The sequence below is a fragment of the Nocardia anaemiae NBRC 100462 genome (assembly GCF_001612725.1).
Taxonomy (GTDB): Bacteria; Actinomycetota; Actinomycetes; order Mycobacteriales; family Mycobacteriaceae; genus Nocardia; species Nocardia anaemiae.
This window is the reverse complement of the sequence record NZ_BDAZ01000015.1, coordinates 80,893-102,369: the sequence shown is the minus strand read 5'-3', so window position 1 is coordinate 102,369 and position 21,477 is coordinate 80,893. Positions and strand designations below refer to the sequence as shown.

Below are 21,477 nucleotides of genomic sequence, written 5' to 3'. Positions count from 1 at the left end.
GGCGCGACCTCAGACCCCGCCCGCTGCCACCGCCGTGAGATGCATGAACGAGATGATGAAGCGGCCGGATTCGGGCACCATGCACACCAGGGTGTCGCCCTCCTCGATCAGGCCCTCGGACAACATCTCGTCGAGAATGATGTAGATGCTGGCGCTGCCGATATTGCCGACCCTGGTCAGATTGCTGTACCAGTTCACCATCTCGCCCCGAGTGATATCGCGGCGCTTGAATTCACCGATCATCAGCTCTTTCATCCGCTCACTCGAGTAGTGCACGGGATACCAGGTGACCTTCTCGGGATCGAATTTGCCCGCGTCGACGAGCCGCTGGTACTCCTGGATGCCGACCTCGACCAGATGCGGCAGCAACGATAATTTCTGTCGAATCGCCAGCGCACCGTCGTGTGCGGCTTCGGTGGTCGTCGGATAGTCGCCCCACGTCTTGGTGCAGGCATTGTCATTGCTGCCCAGGAACATGCACGCCTGTTCGGTATTGGCGTAGGAGGTCAGCGAGATCCAGTCGATGCGCAGACTGATCTTGCCCGGCTCCGGCTCGGACCGCAGCACCGCCGCCCCCGCACCATCGGAGAGCATGTACCGCAGAAATGCGGTCTCCATGGGGAGCGTGCCCTCCTCGATGACCGATTTCATCTCGGCGTATCGCGAACTCTTGAATCCGCGCGAGGCGAATTCGCTGGCTACCGCGACGGCATTGCTCTTCTCGCCGATGGCGACCTGCAGATAGGCATCCTTGAGGGCCATCATTCCGGAACTGCAGATCCCGTGTGCGGTCATGACTTCCATCGGCGCGTAGCCGAGTTCGCCGTGAATCATGCTGGCGTGGCCCGGACCGAGCAGATCCGGCATGGTGGTCGCGGCGGCGAGCATTTCGACCTCATCGGGGCCCAGACCCGCACGTTCCACCGCGACGCGCACGGCCGCGGCGGCCATCGCCGCATTCGACATGACCGTCCGCTGATTCTTATCGATCGCGTAATGGCGGGTCTTGATACCGCTATTGCCCAGGATCATCTCGCGCAGATCCGCGGAGGCCAGACCGGCCTTGCCGATGTAGTCCTCGATTTCGTCATTGGGCACCGGGTCGCCGGGCAGAAAACGGCCCGTCGCGGTGATATAGGCAGTCATCGGCTCGCACTCTCCCGCCCGGCCACCTTGCGCTCCAGCAGGTCGGTGAAGTCCTGGAAGGTTCGCACCGAGGCGATCCGCTCGTCGTCCAGGACGATGTCGTACTTCTTCCGGACAATATCGGCAATGGCGAGCAGACCGAGCGAATCTACACCGAGTTCGTTCAACGCCGAATGACTCTTGATTTCGTCCCGCTCGATACCGTAATGCGAATCCAGATAGTCGAATATGTCCCGCTGGATTTCGTCTACTATCGACATGCGCTACCCCAATCTACTGCGCTGGGCGTGCCCCGAAGCCGGGTGAACAACCTCGACCAAGTCTTACATCGGCCCCTGCGACCGTCAAGATGATCGCTTCGAAATATGTTGTCCGACAGTACAATTCGATTGCGTCAACCCCTATTCGGCAACCCCTAGCGGCGGATTCGACGTCTTGACCGACGCCCGCGCGCACCGATACAGTTTCCGGCATCGCTATCTTTTCGAATTTCGCCCGACGAAAGTGGGCAACACCATGGGCACACAATCTTCGAAGCGAGCCGTCATATTCTCGTATTCGCAGACCGGCCAATTGACCGACACCGTACGGGCATTCACCGAACCATTGGTTGCGGCGGGCTGGCATATCCGGCATGTTCCGGTGACACCGGCGCGGCCGTATCCGTTTCCCTGGCCGATCGGCAAGTTCTTCGGCGTCTTCCCCGACAGCGTCGACGAACAGGCCGCGATCGAGCTCGACACCTCGGCGCCGTGGCCGAGCTCGGAGCCGGATGAGCTGGTCATCCTGGCCTATCAGGTGTGGTTCCTCGCACCATCGCTGCCGATGCGCACCTTGCTCAATGCCCATCCCGAGGTGTTCGCCGATCGCGAGGTGCTGTCGGTGATCGCCTGCCGGAATATGTGGTATTCGGCCGCGGTGGAGGTGGATCGGCGGCTGCGTGCGCTGGGAGCCACGCATCTGGGCGCTGTCGTCGCGACCGATACGCGACCTCAGTTCGTCACACTGGTGACCACCTTGCGGTGGCTACTGGGCGGAAAACGTGAAGCCCATGGCGTTTTCGGCAGAGCGGGCGTCGATCAGCGCGAGCTGGACCGGATCCGCAACTGTGGAACCGCTTGGGCCGCAGGTGATCCCGACGTTTCCGGTACCGAGGTCGCCTACCCGATCGCGGGCGCCGACCTCTTGGCCGGTCGAATCTTCCGGCGCTGGGGCAGGCTGATCCGCGCGGCCTCTCGTCGGGGCGCGGTCGTGCGGGCGGCGACTTCGACGGCATTCGTGCTCTGGCTCGGCGTCTCGCTCGCCTTGATGCCGCTCGGCGCGCTGCTCGCGCTGCCCATGCACCGACGCATCGATCGGGCCATCGATAAGGCGCTGGCGGGCAGTACCTTGCGACAGCCCGAATCATCTTCGGCGGCAAGCGAACAGGAGACAGCCCGGATATTCCAACTGTCCGGTGCGGAGTACGTGCTGCTCTTCGACGCGCAGAACGAATCGACCTGGCGCGACGCCGTCGGCTACGTGCGCATGATGGATACCACACCGCTCTCGGCCGTGGCCGTGTCCCGCGATCGCGAGCACGCCGACAGCATCCTCGCGGACCCGTCCGGCAAGGTGCTCGCGGCCTACGGAATCGACGGAGCCACCGCGGTGCTGCTGCGGCCCGATGCCTTCGTCGCCGCCGTGCTACCCGGCACCGATCCGCATCAGGAACTCATCCGCGCGATCCGAGACGCCACCAGCGACGACGCTCAGACCACCAGTTCCCGCTGAACGGCCGCGACGACATCCGCGAGCCGATCCCACAGATAGAAGTGCCCACCGGGGAATTCCCGCAGTTCGAAGGCGCCTGAGGCATGCGACTGCCAGGCCTCGGCCTCGGCCCGGCTGACCCGCGGATCGCGGTCGCCGACCAGCACCGTCACCGGGCACCGCACCCGCGCGTCCGGCTCGGGCCGATAGGTCTCCACGGCCCGATAGTCGCTGCGAATCGCGGGCAGGAATGCCGCGGCGATCTCGGGATCATCGAGCATTTCGACTCCCGGCCCACCGAGCAGCCGCAGTTCGGTGATGATTCCGGCATCCGATCGCCGGTGCACCGATTCGTAGCGCATCGCCGACGGCGCGCGCCGCCCCGATACGAAAAGATGCCGCGGCACGACACCTTCGGCCTCCATGAGCCGCGCGACCTCGAAGGCGACCACGGCACCGAGACTGTGTCCGAACAGCGCGATCGGCAGCTCGCGGTGCTCCAGCACGGCAGGCAGCGCGCCCGCCGCCAACTCGGCCACCGTCTCCAGACACGGTTCCGTGCGCCGGTCCTGCCGCCCGGGACTCTGCACCGCGAACACTTCGAGTGGTCCGTCGACGGCTCGGGCCAGCGTGGCGAACGAACTCGCCGAACCACCGGCGTGCGCGAAACAGATCATGCGCGCCACCGGGCGCGGGTGCGGCCGTAGGCGCTGCAGCCAGCGCTCGTGCACGGTGGATTCGGTCATCCGCGATAATCTCCCGATCAGTTCAGCACTTGGTGCTCAGCATAAAGCGCAGTTCGGTGCGCCTGCGCACCTTCAACTTCCGGTACACCCGCGTCAGATGCTGTTCGACGGTGCTGGTAGTGATCTCCAATTCCTCGGCGATCTCCCTGTTCCGCAGCCCTTTCGCCGCCATCTCCGCGACCCGGTGCTCCGCCGAGCTCAATGATCCGATATCCAGCGCGGCGGTTGCGCGCACCGGCTGGACGGCCTCGGTCTGGTCACCGGACAGCCGCCGCACCAGCGGCTCCGCGCCACAGTGCACCGCCAGGCGCAGCGCCGAACGCCGCAGTGATCTGGAACGGTCCACCTCGCCGAGCATTTCGTGGGTGCGGCCGAGATCCGCGAGCACCGTCGCCAATTCGAGCCGGTCATCGCTGCGTCGCGCGATCGTCTCGGCTTGGCGCAGCAGTGCGATGCGGTCGGACGGGTCGACCGTGGCGGCGATCAACCGCAGCGACACCGCGCCGGTGCCGTGCCTGCGCGCATCGCCGAGCCGAACCAGATGACGTTCGGCGAAACCCCGCGCCCGATGGTGATCACCGGCCATCAGATAGCCGAGCGCGAGATCGTTGCGCCACGGCACCAGGGCAGGCAGATCCATTTTCCAGCGCCGCATCAGGGAACCGCAGAGCTGGAAGTCGACCAGTGCGTCCGCGACGCGCGCGGTTGCCAAAGCGAGGTGGCCCCGCGCGTGCAGATAGGGCAGTGCGAGCCGAGAGTCGAACAGGCTCAACGGAACCTCGCGATCCAGCTGCGCCTGCGCCTCGGTATACCGCCCAGCCGCGGTAAGCGCGCGGACATAACACCACAGCGGCCGACCGACAACCGTGCCCAGATTGCCCGCCGGCACCTGATTCAGCGCCTGCACGGCATATCCGGCGGCATCGTCCAGCCTGCCTTGACGCAGCGCGATCTCGGCCCGTAGACCGGCGAAAATCGCCTGCCAGGTCGGCGAGGAGCGGGCCACCGACTCGGCGAGCAGGGCATCGCACCACGCGGTCGCCACTTCCAATTTGTCGGCATAGATGAGGCCCTCCAATGCGGTGGTGAGCGCCTCGACGGTGCCGGAGTCCAGCCGGTGCCGGGACAGGATCTGATGTGCCACCGGCACCGTTGCCGCACGACCCGCATCGGCGGCGATGGCAGACAGCAGATTCGCGGCTACCAGGTGCAGCGAGGGCGTTCCTTCGTTGGCGGTTCGCGGCCGCTTCGCGACCGGGACCTGTTGGTGTAGTGGGACTTCGGGATAGGTGTAGGCGATCCAGGAGCGCAGGAAGGTGAGTTCGTCGTGATCAGGTGCCGCCGCATCCGGCAGTGCCGGTCGCGCATCTCGTTCCAGTAGCCGCCATGCCGCGCGCGCATCGTCCATCCGCCCGTGCCACAGCAGATATCGCACCGCGGCGTGCAGTGCGGGCGCGGACAGGGTGCCCGCCCGCACGGCGGCATGCAGCCTGGCGAAATTCCTGGTGGCCGTGGAGGGGTTGATCCGCCATTCGATCGAGGCGAGTACGGCCGCGATCTCGGCCCGCTCGGCCGCGCCGATGGCGGTGCGGTAGGCCAACTCCAAACACTCCACCGCGCGGTCGATCTCATCCAGTGCCAGTGCCTCGTCCGCGGCGGTGCGCAGGATCGCGGCCGCCCACGGGTAGCGGGTCTCGCCCGACCGCACCAGATGTTCGGCCACGATCGCGGCGGGCGCATCCCGGTCGTGCAGGGCGGCGGCGGCCCGATGGTGCAGCAGTCTGCGGGCATCGACTCGCATGCCACGCAGGATGCACCGGCCTACCTCCCGATGCCGGAACCGCCCCGCCTCCACGATCGCGCTCGCGGTCAGCTGCACGAGGATCCGGTCCACGGCATTCGGATCCTGCTGCAGCACAACGGCGATCGTTTCGGTGGTACTCGCCGCGCCGAGTACGGCAATGGCCTCGCCGACCCGCGCCTGCTCCACCCCACCTCGGCGCAGCCGGTGCACGACCGCTTCGCCGATATCGCTGACCGCATGCCGACTGACGTCCGCGCGCAACACCTCTCGCGCGTCCACCCGATCGGTGGCCTCGAGACCTTCTTCGGTGTATCTATCGTCCGCCAATGCCGCTGACAGGCCGGTCGCGCCCAGCACAACCGGAATCGGTTTGGTGGCAACGGGGTTCTTCCAGGTGGGTGCCGAGGGGTGGTTGCGCGCAGGCGGATCGAGTTTTCCCATACTTTGTCCCAGAATCGCAGGCGAATTGCATGGCAACGTCGCGGCAGCTCTGTCGCAACTGAACACGCATCTGAGTAGCAGATCATCTACTGTCGCTGCACCATTCAGATACCCAAGGAAACCGCACCGCGAGATTGCTGTCAAGGCATCGGGAATAGGCGAGGAGTTCGTAATAGGGGAAGCTTTAGGGGTTTCTGCGCCACCCGTCTTTCGCCAAACTCACAGCATGAGACATAAACATACACCGGCGGGTGTTCCATGCCGGTCCGAGCGTGCGGCACCGCCGTGCTGACCGATTTCGCGGCCGACGTGCTGGTGCGCAGGCACTTTCACGCACCGGCCGCACGTCCGCCCGGTTGGCACGATATCTCCGCGGCGACGCTGAGCTCCTATCACCGCAGCGTCCTGCTCACCGACGGCACGGTGACCCGCACGCTGGAGGCGCATGTGCTCGAGCCCGTCGAGGCGCGCTGCACCGCGCAGCGCAAGAGCACAGCCGCCGCCGACCACGACGGCTGGCTCGATGTGCCGCCAGCGGAAAAAGTGCTGGTACGAAAGGTCGATCTGGTCGGTGCGCGCACCGGAACCCGGTATGCCAGAGCCGAATCCCTGATCGCGCTCGGGCGCTTGCCCGCGGCGTTCTCGGCCGCCTTGGCGACCGAAGCGGCCGGTATCGGCGGCGCGCTGCAGACCACCTCGTCGGAGTCGTATCGGCAGCTGTTGTTCTACGGCCGCACCGACGATGCGGTCTGCGCTCGGTGCTATCGCATCTACATCAACCGCAGACCCGCGCTCGTCATCCGAGAGTGGTTCCTGCGCTGACCTGACAGGATCCTGCTATTGGCGATACCGCACCCACTCGTATCCAAAAGGTAAGCGATATAGAGCAATTAATCGGTGGTGTAATACCAAAGCAATACCGCGATGAGGTGAAAATGTTTCGGAATCGACTACTTCGCCCGGTCCCGATGTTGCTGACCCAACGTGCACTGCAATCCGGTGCCGCGATCGCATTCGAGGACCGATTACGGGCCGTGGACTATCGCACACTGGAGGCCCGCACCGCGCGAATAGCCGGTCATTTCGTCGCGGCGGGTCTGCGCACCGGCGATTGTGTTGTGATCTGTCTCGGCAATCGGGTCGAGTCGGTCGAGACAACCATTGCGGTGAACCGTGCGGGCTGCCTCGGCATTCCGGTGAGCCCGAATCATGGCGACGACGAATTGCATCGGCTCATCGAGCAGCACCAGCCGTCCGCCCTCTTCGTAACCTCCCTATCCGAAGGACTTCTGCGAGCGCAGAGGGCACCCGTGACGGTAGTCCTCCCCGAGGACGGCAGCACGACGTCAATTCCGGGGTGGTGCACGCGCTTCGAGGATCTGGCGAGCACCGAACCCACCGCGCTCCCCCGCGACGACTACGGCATCGACGATCCGGCATGGATCCTGTACGCAGCACACACCGGGGCCCGACTCACGAGCCTCGTTGCGACCCAACGGAGTTCGGTCTGGTCTGTGCTGTCCTGCTATCAGCGCATGTTCGCCGGTGACGGACTGCATCTGCTCCCGGTGCCGCTGTCCTACAGCTACGCACACATCCTGTGCGTCCTCGGCGTCCTCGCGCTCGGCGGCAGCGCCCGGCTGGCCGGATTCGTCCCGGACGAAATCCTCGACCGAGCGGGCGGCGCAGACTACACCTTGCTCGCCGGAGTCCACCCACCCGCACGCGTATGCCTCACCACAGGCCTCACGGGCGGCCCCGCCGAACTCCTCCGCCGAACCCCCCTACTCAACCTCCTCGTGCCCTAACGGCCCCCAACTACTTGTCGCTAGCCCATGAGCATCTCGCAGAGGCTATAGCTTGTGCGAGGCAGTGATTGGTTGTGCGACAGCCCCCACTAGTGGTGCGGGGGGACGAGGCCGTGCTTGTGTGCGTAGACGACGGCGTGGATGCGGTCGCGCACACCCAGTTTCGCGAGCACTCGGGATACGTGTGTTTTGACGGTCTCTTCGCCGACGCCCAGTGCCGCGGCGATCTCGGCGTTGCTGCGTGCATCGGCCAAGAGCAGCAGCACTTCTCGTTCTCGGGCGGTGAGTTGCGCTACCTCGGGTGGGGTGTCCGGTGGAGCAAGTGTGCCCGCGAAGCGGGATATCAACCGTCGGGTCATCGACGGGTCGATCAGGGCGTCGCCACGGGCCGCGATTCGGATGGCGGCCACCAGTTCCTCTGGCGGCAGGCTTTTCAGTAGAAACCCACTGGCCCCCGCCTGCAGGGCCCGATAGAGATTGGCATCGCTGTCGTAGGTGGTGAGTACCAGGACACGGGTGCCGCCCGCCGCGACAACCGCCGCGGTCGCCGCGAGTCCGTCCAGCTTCGGCATGCGGACATCCAGAATCGCGACATCCGGGCGCAGCCGGGCGGTTTCGGTGATGGCGCTGCGGCCGTCGCCGACCTCGGCGACGCATTCGAGATCGGTCTGACTGTCGACCACCGCGCGCAGTCCGGAGCGGAACATGCTGTGGTCGTCGGCGATCAGTACCCGGATCGGTGTGCTCACGAACCTCCGATCGGCAGGGAAACCCTGGTATGCCAATGGGTTTGCGCATCGTCGGGACCGAATCCCAGTTCCCCGCCGAACAATTCGGCACGTTGACGAATGCCGCTGAGGCCTCGGTGCTCAGCCGGATCGCCGACGTCGGCGGTGTCGGCTAGCGGATTGATCGACTCCAGCACCACCCGGTTCGGCTGATAGTCCACGACCAGCCGCGCGTGCGTGCCGTCGCCATGACGCAGCGCATTGGTCAGCATCTCCTGCGCGATGCGATACAGCGTCAGGTTCAGCGAATCCGGCAGCTCCACCGCCGCACCGCGCACGGTGAACTCGACGGCCAGACCGGCCGCGCGCACTCGCTCCAGTAGATCCTCGATATCGGCGAGTCCGGGCTGCCGCTGGCCGTCCTCCTCGCGCCCGTGCAGCAGATCGAGTTGGCGGCGCAGGTCGACCATCGCCGCCCGGCTGCTCGATTCCACCGCGGTCAGCGATCGGGTGGCGGCGGCATTCCCGGTGTCGGCCATGGCGATTCTGGCCGCACCGGCATGGATGCCGATGGCGCTGACATGATGGGAGATCACATCGTGCAGATCCCTGGCAATGGCGGCGCGCTCCTCGGCGACGGCGCGCGCGAGCGCGGTCCGCTGCTCCTGTTCGCGCAATTTGGCCTGCTGTTGCAGATCCGCGATATACGCGCCCCGCGCGGCCGTATATCGGCCGACCAGCCACGGCACCACACCGGCCGATACCGTCGAAGCCAGCAGCAGCCGCCAATCGTGCGAGGTATTGCTGCTGATCAGCAGATGCGCACTCGCGAAGCCCGCGCTCATCGTGACGACGGTCAGCACCGACCGCGGACCGACCATCCAGGCGCCCGCCCGATATCCCGCCACCAGGAATCCGACATCGGCGAAGCGGGCGGCAAAGCCGTGCCGGTGCAGCATCAGCGCCTCGGCCAGACGCAGCACCACCTGGATCAGCGCCACCGCACCCGCGGTGCGCGGCGGCGCGGCCAGGGCGAGATCGGCCGCGACGATGGCGATCAGCACCGCGGTGGTCTGCCATGGGGCCACCGCGAAGACCCCGTTCAACGTCAACATCGCGGCATCGACCGCCGCGGCCGCCACCGCGACCACCAGCGATTGGCGGGCCAGCGATCTGCTCACATCCAACAGTTCGCACCACCTTCGCGCCGTCCGGGTCGAGCCGTCCGCGGGCGATCCTACCCAGCGACACCCCGTATTCCTCGGACTCTGCCCGGGCGCCAGCCGCGCCGCATCCCCCGTCCGGGGGAACGCGAATCCCTCGTCAGCGCGATGTTTGCCCAGGCCAGCGCCCGTAACGTAGCGGTGAAGCAGCAGAGCGGAGGAGCCATCGTGATCGGTGCGCAGTTATTCATCTACGCCATACCGGCGTTCGCCGTACTCATGTTCGTGGAGTGGATCGACTATCGCCGCGATCCGGACCGCCCGGCCAACGGTCATTCCGGACGGGATATGGCCGCCAATATCACCACCTATCTGCTCGGCCGATTCCTGAAGCCGGTGCTGCAGTATCTGATTCCGTTCTCGGCGGTGGTGGTCGCGGCCGCGATCACCCCGCTGCACCTGTCACCGACCGCATGGTGGGTGTGGGTGCTCGGGCTGGTGGTCACCGACTTCTGCTACTACTGGGCGCACCGCGCCGACCATCGGGTCCGGCTGCTGTGGACCGCGCACAGCGTCCACCACTCCAGTCAGTACTTCAATCTGTCCACCGCACTCCGCCTGCCTTGGGTGCATCCTGCGGCCACCATCGTGCGCGGATTCGCCTGGGTGCCAGCGGCTTTGATCGGCCTGCCCGCGTGGATGATCTTCCTGCTGCAGGCCATCGGGCTGCTCTACCAGTTCCCGATCCACACCCAGCGCATCCGGACCCTGCCGCGCCCGATCGAGTTCCTGTTCAACACCCCGGCTCACCACCGCATCCACCACGGTTCGAATCAGCCCTATATCGATAAGAACTACGGCGGCGTCTTCATCATCTGGGACCGGCTCTTCGGCAGCTTCGCCGCGGAGAGCGAACCCATCCGCTACGGCCTCACCAAGAACATCGGCACGGATAACCCGCTGAAGGTCAACTACCACGAACTCGCGGCGCTGATCAGCGATGTGCGCCATGCGAATACCTGGCGCGGGCGCCTCGGCTACATCTTCGGCCCGCCCGGTTGGACCGAGGCCGCACCGCAGATCGTCCCCGCCGCGGCGCATGAGGGATCGGTCGCCGCTTAGTTTCGTGTTCCGCGGCTTGTCGAAGTCGCGGACCACCGCTAGATCGAGTGAATGAATATGCGGATGGCGGTGATCCGTCGACCATCAGGGGCGAAGTCGACGAAGGCGACACCCTGGGCCGCTTCGAGGCGGACGCTGGCGCTCACCGTTCGACCTGCGGCGATCAGCTTGTCCCACTGCATATTTCGAGCCCGATTGGTGAATTCCTCCAGCGAGATCCTGGTTCCGGCCGGGAGTTCGATAATCGCGCGCTCACCGAGCAGGCGCCGAACGCGCGAGATATCGGTGGCGGCCGCGGCCGAGAATACTTGGGCCGCAACGCGTTTGCCTGATCGGCCGATGCCGCGCAATGCCTGCATCATGCCGAGCATCCCGTCGAAGCCCTGATTGGCGATCAGCTGCGGACCCAATTTCAATGCCGCGCCGAGTCCGGGCAGCCCGGTGCGCAGTAACCGCACGACCATCGCGGTCAATTCCCAATGAGCGGCCAGCCGGGTGATCTTCCAGACGCCGTCCTCCTCGACGAGGTCGTAGCGCAGGTGCATGGGTACCGCGACGGTGGCGCCGGTCGACATGGTGGTGCGGATCAGCAGGTCGCGGACCACGGTCGACGGGCCGACGAAGTCGTGGTCGATGTGGAAGGCGATGGTGTTCGGGCCGATGAAGGTGTCGTAGAACCGTTCGATCGCCGCGCGGCCGACGTGCGGGCGCGAACCGACCGGATCATTGACGGTGGCTCCGGTGGCGAACAGGTCGACCCAGGCCGCCTTGTCGTGTTCCGCCACCGCACGCGGTGACGCCTGGACGGCCGCGATCAGATCCTTGGCTGTGGCATCCAGCGGCATGACTGTTCCTCCTAGCTCGCACGTCACATGGTAGAACATGTTCTAGTCCGCCTACTGCTGGAAACTCGCCTTCGGGGCGCTAGAGCGCTTGGGCGCCCCAAACGGCGCGGGAGCCGGAGTCGCCGACACGATATACCTGCGTGGTCGCCGCGGTGCCTGCGGCGATGGCCAGTACGGCCGCCAGCACGGTGACCGCGCGTCCCAGCGGGCGTCCGCGCTCAGCGCGCAAGTGGACGACGATGAGTAATGCCGTGACGAACAAGAGCGGCACTACGAAGTAGATCATCGTGTTGCCGAGGTCGGCGTGCTTATCGATGGCGGGGGATCCGCCGAGCTTGTGCTGGAGCCACTGCCCCGCCTCGGTTGTCACCGGTGTCAGGGCCGTAGTGATGGCGGCCAAACCAGTGACCGGCCAGATGAGCCGCCGACGGGCCGCGGGCCACACCGCGGACAAGATGAGCAGCGCCGCAGTGAGCGGTACGAAGACCACGATGAGGTGCACCAGAAGTATGTGCGCGGGCAACCCGTTGATCGTCGACATGATGCACTCCCGGTGTTCGTGGCCGCGGCGGCTGCGGCCCACCCTCAGCTCACGGTCCAGTGCGGTACACGGTTCATCTCGGCACGTGTGTCGGCCGCCACCGATCACTCCACCTCGACAACCTCCGCCGACTCACCCACCGGATAGAACCGATGCACCGTGAGCGCCGCCGCCAGCAGCCGCGATCCATTGGGCTCACTCGGATCGATACCGGTGAGTTCGGCGATCCGCTTGAGTCGATAGCTGAAGGTATTGGGGTGCACGTGCACCTCGGCCGCAGCCGCCTTGCGGTCGGACCCGTGCCGCAGATGCGCCTCCAATGCCTCGAACAGGTGCGGACGCAACAGCAGTGGAGCGATGCGATCGGCAAGCCGGTCCCGAGCCGGACCGGGCCGGGTCAGCTGATACTCGAGCAGCAGATCATCCAGGTCGTACAGTCCGCTGGGCCGATTGAGCAACCGGGCCAATTCGGCCAGATCGGTCGCCTCCTGCACCGCGTGCGGCAGCAGATCCCGCTGCACCGCGCGACGTTCGGCGAGGAAGACATCGACGCCGAACTGTTCGGTCAATTCGGCGGCCAGCCGCTGGTACTCCGTGGAATCGGATCCGCTCGGCAGCAGCGCGATGCCGGTCGTGCCGTCGAATGTGCTCAACGCCTTGGTTCCGGCGATGCCGTCCAATGCCCGCTGCAGCACCCGGATGCGGCGCCGGGTGAGCAGATCGGCGACCACGATGGGGTGATCGTCCGGGCGGATATGAATGGCGAGCACCGTATAGCGTTCGGCGAGAACAACATCCGCGCGTGCCGCCAGTTCCTCCGCGGCCTGGCCACGCAACAGCGCCGAGCACAGCGCCCGGCGCGCCTCGCGTTCGGCGTGGTAGATCGACTGCTCCACATCGGTATACGCCTCAACCACGGCGACATTGATATCGCGCAGCAGATCGAGCAGCCGGGCGCCGAAGGCGATCAGATCGGGCATATCCTCCGGCGTGGCCACCGCCGCCGCCTCCTGCACGATCACCTGACCGGAACCGTGTACCGCATGCATCAACAGCCCCAACGGGATTCGGTCCTCGGCATGCCGCTCGGCCACCGGCCCGACGAATTCGATCACCTCGCTCCCGGTGAACACCCGCTGTTCCTGGATCGCGCGCAGAAATGCCTGCCCGCATCCCGCGATCGCGGGCAGCACCTCGGCGGTGAAATGCCCATCCGGCAGATCCGCGGCCGGGGGCGTCGAGCCAAGGCCCGCCTCGAGCATGCGTTCGGCGATTTCGGGTAACCGACGAACCAGTCGGGCGATAATCGGTGCGTCTCCGGACAGCGGGGGCAGGACAACGGGCATGGCGTGCACGTTACCCAACGAAGCCATTTTCCGATAAATCTCGCAACCGCTCGGTTTTTGTCTCCGAAGACAAAATTTCCGTGGATTCTTCTCGTCCGCGTGCAGTGACAACCCGGCTCAGCATGACCCTGCTCACCTGCGTATTCCATGGGGCTACCGGGTGACGGCGGTCACCGTCAACACCGCGGATCGGAGAAAAACACCCGACTCAATTGTGTTTCGGGACAATTTTTTTCGCACCCCGACATTGCTACGTTGAGTATCGGTATTCCGGCGTCATTTCAAATAAAACACCGTGCCGGTGCGCCTTCGAAAGGATGTACAGGAATGAGCGTGCAGGCCGACGCCGGAAGGGAATCGGCGCACCCGGTTGCCGAAATATATCGCTCGGATCGGCCACTACAGCCGGAGCTGGATCGGTTCTATCGGCCGCCCGCCGGTTTCGCACGCTTCGCCCCCGGCACCATCCTGCGCACACGCGAGGTCGAGCTCGCGCTGTTCGGCCGTGTGCCGCTGAAGTTTTCGGCCTGGCAGCTGCTGTACCGCACCCGCAACCTGCACGGCACCGCGGAGGCGGCGGTGACCACCGTACTGCTGCCATGGGGCGCCGACCCGCGCGAGCCGCGGCCGCTGGTCTCGTTCCAGTGCGCCATCGACGGCGTGAGCTCTAAATGTCTGCCCTCCTACGCGTTACGGCGCGGCGCGCGGGCCCTCGGCTCGATTCCGCAGATCGAACTGCCCGTCATCACCTACGCGCTGGCCCGGGGCTGGGCGATCTCGGTGCCCGACCACGGCGGGCTCGACGGACATTTCGGCGTGCCGCGCGAACCCGGCTACCGATCCCTCGACGCCATCCGCGCCAGCCTGCGCTTCGTACCACTCGGCCTGAGCGAGGCGACTCCCATTGCGCTGTGGGGCTATTCGGGCGGCGGCCTCGCCACGGCATGGACCGCGGAACTGGCTGCCGGATACGCGCCGGAACTCGATATCGTCGGCGCGGTCGCGGGCTCGCCGGTCGGCGATCCCGGTTCGGCCTTCGCACGATTGAACGGCACCTTCTTCGCGGGTTTCGCGACGGTGTGCGTGGCCGGACTGCGCCGGGCATACGCGGATCTCGATCGCATCCTGCGCGCCCATGTGAAGACCGAATTCCTCGATCTGCTCACCGATGCCGAATCGCGGACCACACTGCATCTGCTGTTCCGGTTGATGGGCAAGAACGTCGACGACTACAGCCACCGCACCTTCGCCGAACTGCTCGCCGAACCCGACCTGCAGCAGATCATGGCCGATATCCGTCCGGGTGTGCAGGCGCCGGCCATGCCGATGCTCGTCATCCAGGGCGTCAACGATGAGCTCATCGCCGTCGACGATATCGACCAGCACATTGCCCGCTATACGGTCCGCGGCGCGCATGTGCGCTATCTGCGCGACCGCCTCAGCCTGCATATGCCGCTGCTGTTCATCGGCGCACCGGCCACCATGAACTGGGTGGCGGATCGGTTCGATAATCGCCCATTGCCCGCGGCTGGCACGAAAACGGTGTGGTCGGTGGCCTTCACGAGGCGGGCGGCACTGGGCCACTTGCGTTTCGCCGCGCTCTTCGTGCGCATGCTGGCAGGCAGGCCGATTCGACAATTCCGTCGGGCATGACAGTTGTCATGCCGGACCCGTGATGGTTGGCAGATCTGTCGCCCGGCACCGATCCGTAACGTCATTTCGTGTCGTGCACAGCCGATTTCACCAGCCAGGAGCACCCGCAATGACGACCACCGCACCGACCCCGACCGCCGCGCCGCGCTTCAACCCGATCCGCGTACTGGCCCCGATCGCCCGCGATATCGCGGTGCCCATCGGCGCGTACTTCCTGCTGACCGGGCTGGGCTACAGCGATTTCACCGGCCTGCTCGCGGGCACCATGTTCTCGGGTGCGGTGCTGCTCATCGAAACCATCCGTTCGCGGCGCCTCGAACCGTTCGCCGCGATCATGCTCGGGGTCTTCGCCTTCGGTCTCGTCGGTTCACTGATCAGCGGTGATCCCCGGATGATGATCGTCAAGGATTCCGCGGGCACCGCGATCGTCGGTATCGCCTTCCTGATCAGCACCGTGGTCGGCAAACCGCTGACCTACCTGTCCGCGCGCAAGGCGCTCACGGCGGCCGGACCGACCAAACTCGCCGAATTCGAGGCGTCGTACCGGGCGAATCCCGCAAAGCGGCGCGGCTTCAACACCCTGGCCATAGCCTGGGGCGTCGGCCTCGTCGCCGAAGCCACGGTCCGCGTCGTGCTGGCCTACCAACTCCCCGTCCACACCATGGCCTGGCTCTCGCCGGTCCTGTCGATCATCTTCTTCGCCCCGCTGATCGCCCTCAGCGTCCGCTTCGTCAAACGCGCCCGCCGCAGCTGACTACTTCCGCCGCCGGTCCCGATATTCGGGGTCGGCGGCGAGGTCTTCCCAGAACTCGACATAGGCCTGTTCGTGCAGGATGCCGAGCCGCAGGATGCGCGCACGGGACACCGCGCGCACCTTGTCGCTCGGATCGATATCGGCGTACAGCGAGCGATACAGCTCTAGTAGGCGACGATGCTCCGCCGCCTCAGTGTTCGCCAGGGCGACCACATCACCCGGAGCGCCCAGATCCGCGAAGAAGAGCTTGAGCTGTGCCGGATCACGGGTCTCGGCGGGCGGGCTCTGCGGATCGGCGAGCCAGCGCTTCAGTTCGGCCCGGCCCGCATCGGTCAGATGGAAGAGTCGGCGCCGCCGCCCACCCTGCTCGGCCTCCTCATCGAGCAACCCCTGCTCGGCCAGGCGCACGGGAATTCGATAGAGCTGCGCATGCGGCACCGGCCAGAAGTAGTCGACGCTCTCCACGAGTCGAGCCTTCAGCTCATAGGGCGTGAGCGGTCCGTGCCGGGCGATGAGCCCGAGCACGATGTGGTCCTGCGGCCCGAGATCCGCCATGCCTCCTCCATCTCATTGACACCGTCTCACTGAGACTATAAATTCATGCCATCGAGACCGTATCAATGAGACTATTGAGGAGTGACGATGCGCGACTTCGGCATCACCCTGTTCGACGAATGGACCGCGATGTGGAACGGCGACCTGGCGCTGACGGACAAGATCATGGCCCCCGAATTCACCCTTCGCTATGCCCAGCCGGGCGCGAGCCAGTACGACGATGTCCACGACCCGCAGACCTTCGCCGCCAGGATCACCGAATTCCACGAACAGCGACCCGGGGTCCGATTCGTGCCCCAGGGTGAGCGCATCGTCGAAATGGATGACACGCGAACGGGATTCGTGGCAAGTCCGTACGGCGCGACGTTCACCGGACCGGATGGCGAGCAGATCGCGGTGAGCGGCACCGATATCCTGCGCATCGCTGATGGGCTGATCACCGAGGTCTGGTCGGTCTCCGGCGGCCGCGCCGGTCGCAGCTTCTACTGACTCAGGGCCATCGGCGGGAGATACTCACCGAGGAGGGTGCGATGCCACAGTATGTGCTCGTGCCGCAGTTCGGCGCGAGTTGCGAATCGGTACAGGTAGATTCGCGCCCGCACATATCTCGGTGGCGCGTCCGGGAAGGGACAGCGGCGCAATAGTCGCAGCGTCGCGGGATCGTTGCGCAGCAGTCGTTCGACGAAGCCGAGCAGCCAGCCGCGGGCGTAGGACGGGGAGATCGCGGCGAACCACATCAGCCAGTCCAACCTGAGGTGGTACGGGGCCCATTGCCGCGGCCACCGGCGCGGATCCCCCGGCTTGCCCTTGAACTCGTATTCCCGCCACACTGTCCGGTCGGTGATCTCCGCCTCGTCGGTGCCCTCGAACACCACCTCCTCGCGGGTACGGCCGATACTGCCGAACGCACCGTAGGTATTGACCAGGTGCAAGGGGTTGAAGGACGCGTTCATCCGCTGCTGGCGCGAGACCAGATTGCGGGCGGGCCAGTAGCTAAGCAACACCACCAGGACGGTGCACGCGAGCACCAGACCGGCGAACCACGGCGGCGCCGCGGGCATCGACGGCGGATCCGGCACGGGCAGTACCGCTTTCGCCGAGGACACATCGATCACGGTGGTGGCCAATACAATCGTCACCCAGTTCAACCAGGCGAAATTGCCGGACAACACCAGCCACAGCTGGGTGACGATAATGATCGCGGCGGCCACGCTCGCCACCGGCTGCGGTGCGAAAAGCCCCCAGGGCACGACGAGTTGGGCGAAATGATTGGCCGCCACCTCGACTCGATGCAGCGGTTTGGGCAGGCGATGGAAGAACCAGCTCAGCGGGCCGGGCATCGGCTGGGTCTCGTGGTGGTAGTACAGACAGGTCAGATCGCGCCAACAGGAATCGCCGCGCATCTTGATCAGACCGGCACCGAACTCGACCCGGAACAGCAGCCACCGGGCCAACCACAACACCAGCACCGGCGGCGCGACCCGATCATTGCCGAGGAAAATCGCCAGAAATCCGGCCTCGAGCAGCAGCGACTCCCACCCGAACGCGTACCAGGCCTGCCCGACATTCACGATGGACAGGTACAGCGCCCACAGCGCCGCCCACAGCAGCATCGCCGCCCACAGCGGCACCAGCTGCAACACACCGGCCAGCACCGCGGCCGACAGCGCCGCCCCGGACCAGGCGACCGCAGCGAAAAACCGATCGGAATAGTGGAAATGAAAGATGCTGGGAGCCCGGCGGAATTCGACGCGCGCGACGAATCGGGGCACCGGCAACATCCCCTTCGCACCGATGAGCGCTCGGAATTGCCGCGCCGCCGCCACGAAGGCGATCAGATAGATGACGGCCAGGCCGTGCTGGAAAACCAGTCTGCCCAACCAGTACTCGGATTCGGTGAACGATGGCATGCCCGCTCCTTCGTACCGCTACCCGCGCCGGGATGGCGCCCGCCCCTCGGGTAGCGATGGCTCGGGTCGATCGGATTGCCGCGGGATCGGCAGCGTCACGGCGACATCGCCGAGCGTTGTGACGCGGCCGTGATGGCGCAGGACGAACGAATCTCCGGACAGCAGTCGATAAGTCGCCGAATCGGCGTTGATCTCGACGGCTATGCCATTGCCGCGCCAGATGATTCGGAAGGCCAAGCGTTCGATATTCGCGGGAAGTCGTGGTGCGAAACTCAATTCACCACCGTGGTCGCGCATGCCGCCGAAACCGAAAACGCAGCAGAGCCACGCTCCGGCGAGTGAGGCCATATGTAGGCCGTTGGCGACATTGTGGTGCAGATCGTGCAGGTCGGTCAGTGCGGCTTCGGCGAAATAGTCGAAGGCGAGCGAGAGGTGGCCGACCTCGGCGGCCATAACGGACTGGGCAGCGGCCGACAGCGAGGAGTCGCGAACGGTCAAAGCCTCGTAATAATCGAAGTTGCGCGCCTTCTGCTCCGGGGTGAAAGCCTTGGGGCACAAGTACATTGCCAAGGTGAGGTCGGCCTGTTTGACGACCTGCCTGCGATACAGATCGAAGTACGGGTAATGCAGCATCAGCGGATACTTTTCGCGCGGAGTCGCGGCGAAGTCCCAGCGGGCATGGTCGGTGAAGCCCTCGGACTGCTCGTGGACCCCGAGTTCCTCGTTATAGGGCAGGAACATGCATTTGGCGCGGTCGCGCCAGCCGCGGATCTCCTCGGCATCGACCGCCAACTGCTCGGCGATATCCGGCTGGCGCACACAGGCTTCGGCGGCTTCGTCCAGGTTCCGCTGCGCCATCAGGTTCGTATAGAGGTTGTTATCGGCGAGTGCGGAGTATTCATCGGGACCCGTCACGCCGTCTATCCGGAAGTTCCCCGCTGTGTCGTAGTGCCCCTGGCTCACCCACGACCGCGCGGTCTCCACCAAAAGCTCTACACCGCACCCTCTTTCGAAGTGCTCATCGCCGGTCGCGGCGAGATATCGGACCACCGCATCGGCGATATCGGCATTGACGTGCACCGCAGCTGTGCCGGTCGGCCAATAGCCGGATCCCTCGTCACCATTGATGGAGCGCCACGGGAACATCGCTCCGGTGTGGCCGAGTTCGCGTGCGCGCCGACGAGCCCCATCGAGGGTGGCGTGCCGCCAACGCAGCGCATCGCCCGCGGCCACCGGCACCGTGTATGTCAACACCGGCAATACGAAAGTCTCTGTGTCCCAGAATGAATGCCCGTCATAGCCCGGCCCGGTCAGCCCCTTGGACGGTATCGCGCGGGTCTCACCGCGTGCACCCGCCTGCAGGACATGGAACAGCGCGAATCGGACGGCTTGCTGCAGTTCCGGATCCCCGTCGATCTCGATATCGGCGGTGGACCAGAAGTTGTCCAGATAGGAGCGCTGGCGGGCCAGCAACGTATCCCAACCGGTCTCCAGACCGGCAGCCAATGCCGCATCCACCTGGGCCCGTAGCGCGGGTACCGAGCGCCGACTCGACCATCCGTAGCCGAGATACTTCGTCAATCGCACGCACTCGCCCTTCGCGACATCGACCGCGATCGTCAAGCGCGCCAGATCTTCCTCGGTGTGCATACTGCACCGCGGGGTCGCGTCGACCTCGAGTTCGTGGTCCATGGCCGCGGCCATGCGCAACCCGGATCGCCTGGTGTGGTGGGCGAGCACAGCGGCGAAATCATGGGCAGCGCAGAAGTCCGCGACCAGAGGGCGGTCCAATGCGGCGGCGAGCCGCGGATCGCCGTGCGAGGTCGGAGCCGGTTCATTGGCGAGCAGGTCCGATTGGATGACCAGCTCTAGATCGTCATCGAGCGGTTCGACCTCGTAGCGGATCGCGGCCAGGGCGCGTTCGGTGAAGGACACCAGTCGCTCCGAGCGGATGCGCACGCACCGTCCCGTCGGCGAAGTCCAGACCGTGCTGCGCCGCAGTGTGCCAGACCGGAAGTCCAGCACGCGTTCGTGTTCGACGGCCTTGCCGTAACGCATATCCATCGGCTCGTCCTCGACGAGCAGCCGAATGATCTTCCCGTCGGTCACATTGACGACGGTCTGGCCCTCCTCCGGATAGCCGTATCCCGCTTCGGCATAAGGCAATTGGCGCTTCTCGTAGAATCCGTTGAGGTAAGTGCCCGGCTTGCCGACCGGCTCCCCCTCCTCCAAAGTACCGCGCAGCCCGAGATGTCCGTTGGCGAGCGCGAAGATCGACTCGGTGCGGTGCAATGCCTCGAGATCCAATCCGCACCAACGCAAGTGCCATGGCGCGATCTCGAAGCCACGGCAGTCGGTGGTCATCGTGGTGGCCCGAGCTCGGACAGATCGGTGACGACCACATCCGCCCCGGCCCGGCGCAATGCCTCGGCCTGTGTGCCGTCGCGCACTCGATCGACGCCGACCACATACCCGAACTCACCGGCCCGACCGGCCCGCACCCCCGCGATGGCGTCCTCGAAGGCCGCGGCCTGTTCCGGCTTGACGTCCAGTGCCTGCGCAGCCGCTAGAAATGCGTCCGGCGCCGGTTTGCCGCGCAGGCCGCGACTGGCGATTTCGACTCCGTCGATGCACACATCGACGAACCGGGTCAGATCCGCGACCGCCAACACCTCGTGGGCATTCGCCGACGCGGTCACCACACCCGTTCGCAACCCAGCCGCGCGCGTCGCGTGCAGATAAGCCAGCGATCCTGGATAGACGTGCACACCGTCGCGTTCGAGGAACGACAGGAGCAGCCGGTTCTTCCGGTTGCCGAGGCCATGCACGGTCGGCTCCCCCTCCGCCGCATCGGGTTCCCCCTCCGGCAGCGTGATCCCGCGCGACTTCAAGAACTCGCGAATACCATCGGCCCGCGAGCGGCCGTCCACGTAGCCCAGATAGTCCGATTCGGTGAACGGGTGGAACGGGCCGGGGCTGCGTCCAGCCAGAAACTCGTCGAAGACCGCCTTCCACGCCCGCCGATGCACCGCCGCGGTATCGGTCAACACACCGTCGAGGTCGAACAGCGCCACCGAGATCGGCTCGGGCAATCCGAGCTCCCGGAGATCATGACTGGGCGTCATATCCAAGCGGTACCCGAGGATGGCACCGGCAAACGGCG

At 65.6% G+C, this 21,477-nt stretch carries 20 protein-coding genes; 7 read left to right on the top strand and 13 right to left on the bottom strand.

Features of this window, described 5'->3' with window-relative positions; translation table 11 throughout:
• Positions 1-9 precede the first annotated feature (9 nt).
• The gene (locus NA5_RS10435; protein ID WP_062984471.1) at positions 10-1,146 is read right to left on the bottom strand and encodes a StlD/DarB family beta-ketosynthase; all 1,137 of its coding nucleotides are present in this window, start codon (positions 1,144-1,146) and stop codon (positions 10-12) included.
• Positions 1,143-1,406, bottom strand: a complete 264-nt coding sequence (locus NA5_RS10430) for an acyl carrier protein (protein ID WP_062984469.1) — start codon at positions 1,404-1,406, stop codon at positions 1,143-1,145. Before NA5_RS10430 ends, NA5_RS10435 begins: the two co-directional genes overlap by 4 nt.
• Before the next feature lie 313 nt (positions 1,407-1,719).
• On the opposite strand from NA5_RS10430, the gene NA5_RS10425 reads away from it, so the two are divergent.
• On the top strand, positions 1,720-2,919 hold the full coding sequence (locus tag NA5_RS10425) for a hypothetical protein (protein WP_157110322.1): 1,200 nt from the start codon (positions 1,720-1,722) through the stop codon (positions 2,917-2,919).
• On the opposite strand, the gene NA5_RS10420 is transcribed toward NA5_RS10425, so the two are convergent.
• Positions 2,898-3,644, bottom strand: a complete 747-nt coding sequence (locus NA5_RS10420) for a thioesterase II family protein (protein ID WP_062984465.1) — start codon at positions 3,642-3,644, stop codon at positions 2,898-2,900. The genes NA5_RS10425 and NA5_RS10420 overlap by 22 nt on opposite strands.
• 22 nt (positions 3,645-3,666) lie before the next feature.
• Positions 3,667-5,889, bottom strand: coding sequence for a helix-turn-helix transcriptional regulator (locus NA5_RS10415; RefSeq protein ID WP_062984463.1), 2,223 nt, complete (start codon positions 5,887-5,889; stop codon positions 3,667-3,669).
• A 258-nt stretch (positions 5,890-6,147) separates the two neighbouring features.
• Between NA5_RS10415 and NA5_RS10410 the strand changes: the two genes are divergently transcribed.
• Positions 6,148-6,711: a chorismate--pyruvate lyase family protein gene (locus tag NA5_RS10410; protein WP_062984460.1), complete on the top strand. Its 564-nt coding sequence runs from the start codon at positions 6,148-6,150 to the stop codon at positions 6,709-6,711.
• A 146-nt stretch (positions 6,712-6,857) separates the two neighbouring features.
• On the top strand, positions 6,858-7,697 hold the full coding sequence (locus tag NA5_RS10405; RefSeq protein ID WP_062984458.1) for an AMP-binding protein: 840 nt from the start codon (positions 6,858-6,860) through the stop codon (positions 7,695-7,697).
• Between the two features lie 89 nt (positions 7,698-7,786).
• Here NA5_RS10405 and NA5_RS10400 read toward each other — a convergent pair whose 3' ends face one another.
• Both NA5_RS10400 and NA5_RS10395 read right to left on the bottom strand, forming a co-directional pair.
• Positions 7,787-8,446, bottom strand: a complete 660-nt coding sequence (locus NA5_RS10400; protein WP_084484013.1) for a response regulator — start codon at positions 8,444-8,446, stop codon at positions 7,787-7,789.
• Entirely contained in the window at positions 8,443-9,606 is a 1,164-nt protein-coding gene (locus tag NA5_RS10395) for a sensor histidine kinase (RefSeq protein WP_245672184.1), read from the bottom strand. Before NA5_RS10395 ends, NA5_RS10400 begins: the two co-directional genes overlap by 4 nt.
• A gap of 210 nt (positions 9,607-9,816) precedes the next feature.
• Here NA5_RS10395 and NA5_RS10390 point away from each other — a divergent pair, with 210 nt between their 5' ends.
• Positions 9,817-10,710 (top strand): sterol desaturase family protein, encoded by an 894-nt coding sequence (locus NA5_RS10390; RefSeq protein ID WP_062984531.1) that lies wholly within the window; start codon positions 9,817-9,819, stop codon positions 10,708-10,710.
• Between the two features lie 38 nt (positions 10,711-10,748).
• Here NA5_RS10390 and NA5_RS10385 read toward each other — a convergent pair whose 3' ends face one another.
• The 3 genes from NA5_RS10385 to NA5_RS10375 form a co-directional block, all read right to left on the bottom strand.
• The gene (locus NA5_RS10385; protein WP_062984454.1) at positions 10,749-11,555 is read right to left on the bottom strand and encodes a nuclear transport factor 2 family protein; all 807 of its coding nucleotides are present in this window, start codon (positions 11,553-11,555) and stop codon (positions 10,749-10,751) included.
• A 79-nt stretch (positions 11,556-11,634) separates the two neighbouring features.
• A complete protein-coding gene (locus tag NA5_RS10380; RefSeq protein ID WP_062984529.1) occupies positions 11,635-12,096 on the bottom strand; it encodes a DUF2231 domain-containing protein in 462 nt (153 codons plus the stop codon).
• Positions 12,097-12,200: 104 nt separating this feature from the next.
• Positions 12,201-13,442, bottom strand: coding sequence for a PucR family transcriptional regulator (locus NA5_RS10375; protein ID WP_062984452.1), 1,242 nt, complete (start codon positions 13,440-13,442; stop codon positions 12,201-12,203).
• Between the two features lie 327 nt (positions 13,443-13,769).
• Between NA5_RS10375 and NA5_RS10370 the strand changes: the two genes are divergently transcribed.
• A complete protein-coding gene (locus tag NA5_RS10370; RefSeq protein ID WP_062984448.1) occupies positions 13,770-15,095 on the top strand; it encodes a lipase family protein in 1,326 nt (441 codons plus the stop codon).
• A 109-nt stretch (positions 15,096-15,204) separates the two neighbouring features.
• The gene (locus tag NA5_RS10365) at positions 15,205-15,849 is read left to right on the top strand and encodes a VC0807 family protein (RefSeq protein WP_062984446.1); all 645 of its coding nucleotides are present in this window, start codon (positions 15,205-15,207) and stop codon (positions 15,847-15,849) included.
• Here the strand turns inward: NA5_RS10365 and NA5_RS10360 are convergent, their stop codons facing one another.
• Positions 15,850-16,404, bottom strand: coding sequence for a PadR family transcriptional regulator (locus tag NA5_RS10360; RefSeq protein ID WP_062984444.1), 555 nt, complete (start codon positions 16,402-16,404; stop codon positions 15,850-15,852).
• An 87-nt stretch (positions 16,405-16,491) separates the two neighbouring features.
• On the opposite strand from NA5_RS10360, the gene NA5_RS10355 reads away from it, so the two are divergent.
• Entirely contained in the window at positions 16,492-16,893 is a 402-nt protein-coding gene (locus NA5_RS10355) for a nuclear transport factor 2 family protein (protein WP_062984442.1), read from the top strand.
• Here the strand turns inward: NA5_RS10355 and NA5_RS10350 are convergent.
• Genes NA5_RS10350 through NA5_RS10340 form a run of 3 tightly spaced genes read right to left on the bottom strand, consistent with a single transcriptional unit; the run spans position 16,887 to position 21,439 of the window.
• Positions 16,887-18,314: a lipase maturation factor family protein gene (locus tag NA5_RS10350; RefSeq protein WP_062984440.1), complete on the bottom strand. Its 1,428-nt coding sequence runs from the start codon at positions 18,312-18,314 to the stop codon at positions 16,887-16,889. The two genes, NA5_RS10355 and NA5_RS10350, sit on opposite strands and share 7 nt — an antisense overlap.
• A gap of 18 nt (positions 18,315-18,332) precedes the next feature.
• Entirely contained in the window at positions 18,333-20,678 is a 2,346-nt protein-coding gene (locus NA5_RS10345) for a glycoside hydrolase family 65 protein (protein ID WP_062984438.1), read from the bottom strand.
• Positions 20,675-21,439 carry an HAD family hydrolase gene (locus tag NA5_RS10340; RefSeq protein WP_062984436.1) on the bottom strand — a complete coding sequence of 255 codons (765 nt, stop codon included), beginning with the start codon at positions 21,437-21,439 and terminating at the stop codon, positions 20,675-20,677. The genes NA5_RS10345 and NA5_RS10340 overlap by 4 nt, the downstream gene beginning before the upstream one ends.
• Between the last annotated feature and the right edge of the window lie 38 nt (positions 21,440-21,477).

What these genes read in the sequence shown, in the direction of transcription:
- NA5_RS10435 (WP_062984471.1), bottom strand. Translation starts at nt 1,146, where the DNA reads ATGACTGCCTATATCACCGCGACGGGCCGTTTTCTGCCCGGCGACCCG.
- NA5_RS10430 (WP_062984469.1), bottom strand. Translation starts at nt 1,406, where the DNA reads ATGTCGATAGTAGACGAAATCCAGCGGGACATATTCGACTATCTGGAT.
- NA5_RS10420 (WP_062984465.1), bottom strand. Translation starts at nt 3,644, where the DNA reads ATGACCGAATCCACCGTGCACGAGCGCTGGCTGCAGCGCCTACGGCCG.
- NA5_RS10415 (WP_062984463.1), bottom strand. Translation starts at nt 5,889, where the DNA reads ATGGGAAAACTCGATCCGCCTGCGCGCAACCACCCCTCGGCACCCACC.
- NA5_RS10410 (WP_062984460.1), top strand. Translation starts at nt 6,148, where the DNA reads ATGCCGGTCCGAGCGTGCGGCACCGCCGTGCTGACCGATTTCGCGGCC.
- NA5_RS10405 (WP_062984458.1), top strand. Translation starts at nt 6,858, where the DNA reads ATGTTGCTGACCCAACGTGCACTGCAATCCGGTGCCGCGATCGCATTC.
- NA5_RS10385 (WP_062984454.1), bottom strand. Translation starts at nt 11,555, where the DNA reads ATGCCGCTGGATGCCACAGCCAAGGATCTGATCGCGGCCGTCCAGGCG.
- NA5_RS10380 (WP_062984529.1), bottom strand. Translation starts at nt 12,096, where the DNA reads ATGTCGACGATCAACGGGTTGCCCGCGCACATACTTCTGGTGCACCTC.
- NA5_RS10375 (WP_062984452.1), bottom strand. Translation starts at nt 13,442, where the DNA reads ATGCCCGTTGTCCTGCCCCCGCTGTCCGGAGACGCACCGATTATCGCC.
- NA5_RS10370 (WP_062984448.1), top strand. Translation starts at nt 13,770, where the DNA reads ATGAGCGTGCAGGCCGACGCCGGAAGGGAATCGGCGCACCCGGTTGCC.
- NA5_RS10365 (WP_062984446.1), top strand. Translation starts at nt 15,205, where the DNA reads ATGACGACCACCGCACCGACCCCGACCGCCGCGCCGCGCTTCAACCCG.
- NA5_RS10360 (WP_062984444.1), bottom strand. Translation starts at nt 16,404, where the DNA reads ATGGCGGATCTCGGGCCGCAGGACCACATCGTGCTCGGGCTCATCGCC.
- NA5_RS10355 (WP_062984442.1), top strand. Translation starts at nt 16,492, where the DNA reads ATGCGCGACTTCGGCATCACCCTGTTCGACGAATGGACCGCGATGTGG.
- NA5_RS10350 (WP_062984440.1), bottom strand. Translation starts at nt 18,314, where the DNA reads ATGCCATCGTTCACCGAATCCGAGTACTGGTTGGGCAGACTGGTTTTC.
- NA5_RS10345 (WP_062984438.1), bottom strand. Translation starts at nt 20,678, where the DNA reads ATGACCACCGACTGCCGTGGCTTCGAGATCGCGCCATGGCACTTGCGT.
- NA5_RS10340 (WP_062984436.1), bottom strand. Translation starts at nt 21,439, where the DNA reads ATGACGCCCAGTCATGATCTCCGGGAGCTCGGATTGCCCGAGCCGATC.